This window comes from Paenibacillus sp. 01T422, from assembly GCF_056398785.1.
Genome location: NZ_JBFTQB010001183.1, coordinates 1 through 1,545, shown reverse-complemented (window position 1 = coordinate 1,545; position 1,545 = coordinate 1). Strand labels below are relative to the sequence as shown.

Here is a 1,545-nt window from a genome sequence, read left to right as displayed (position 1 = left end):
TTTTTTGAATTTGTTATTGGCGGCTTAGGTGGAAGTTGGCTGTATGGTGAGTAGAGAGGTGGGATGGGGTGGGGTTCGTAGARTAGCCAATACMTAAGCCTGACGGTGTTGACCCGTCAGGCTTMTKTAGTTATTGCCTCATAGYAGCAATAACTGGAAAAATGCRGCTAATCTACGCWGCGACGGTYGGGGGAACGAGATAGCTGTAGAAACTCCAGYTAAATCGTCGACTRCTAYCCGAAACTCGCTAGTTTCGGTCAGATTAACAGTAGGAAATCCTGTTAATCARTCAAAAGTGGTGGCGGAAAGTTCATTCTTTCCGTCGAGCATCCGATGTTCACGTCGCGTGCTGAACAAGATTGGTATTATGGTCCACAAGGTGAACGCTTGCATTGGCCTGTCGACAACTATCAGGATGAAGGATTAAGGCAGGCAAGATTTCTGGAAACGGACGTCGTCAAGTATCATCGAACGGTTGCCACCTATATGAATGCGCTAATCGAAGCTGGATTCAATATAAATAAGCTTTCTGAGCCTCAACCAACGCAAGAAGCGTTGGAGAAATATTCGGAAATGAGAGATGAGAGCCGGCGTCCTATTTTTCTCTTAATTGCAGCATCAAAAAATAACGATTAACCCTGTTCTGATCGTTTCATGTCCAGACGCATCTTTTTCTTGATTGTTAGGCTAACTTGGTTATAATTAATATTGTAAGTTTATACATTAAACAAACTAAGTTTAACGACGAGGAGAAAATGGACATGAATAAGCCAGTACAACCTAAAGAACCTTTAGTTACGCATATTTACACGGCTGATCCATCTGCCCACGTGTTTGAAGGCAAAATTTATATTTATCCTTCCCATGACCTTGATCATGATGGACCTTCTAATGATAATGGCGACCAATACGCGATGGAAGATTATCATATTCTCTCTATGGATGATATTAATTCGCCTTGTGTAGACCATGGAGAAGCTTTGCATCTGAGAGATATTCCTTGGACGAAGCAGCAATTATGGGCGCCAGACGCAGCGTATAAGAACAATACGTATTATCTCTTTTTCCCAGCTAGAGACAAAGAGGATATTTTCAGACTTGGTGTCGCTACAAGTTCAAATCCTGCGGGTCCTTTTACGGCTGAAGAAAATTATATCCCTGGCAGCTACAGTATTGATCCTGCTGTGTTCATCGACGAGGATAATAAAGCTTATATTTACTTTGGCGGACTTTGGGGTGGCCAGTTGGAGAAATGGCAGACAGGCACATTCCTTCCTGATGCTAAAGGGCCAGCAGAGAATGAACCAGCTTTGGGACCAAGAGTGGCAGTTTTAAGTGAGGATATGCTTACGTTCACAGATGAGCCGCAAGAAATTAAGATTGTGGATGAAGAAGGCAATCCAATTCTTGCTGGTGACGAGGACAGACGATATTTCGAAGGTCCATGGGTTCATAAGTACAACGGATATTATTATCTTTCCTACTCTACCGGAACAACGCATTGTCTCGTATATGCGATTAGCGAACATCCTCAAGGACCTTATG

1 protein-coding gene and 1 pseudogene are annotated in these 1,545 nt (G+C 43.0%); both read left to right on the top strand.

The annotated features are described in order from the left end of the window. Window positions 1–300 precede the first annotated feature (300 nt). A pseudogene (locus AC1DUA_RS36975) lies at window positions 301–636 on the top strand (class I SAM-dependent methyltransferase); the annotation flags it as partial. 125 nt (window positions 637–761) lie between these two features. After that, on the top strand, window positions 762–1,545 hold a 784-nt coding region (locus tag AC1DUA_RS36970), incomplete at its 3' end, for a family 43 glycosylhydrolase (RefSeq protein ID WP_477504463.1).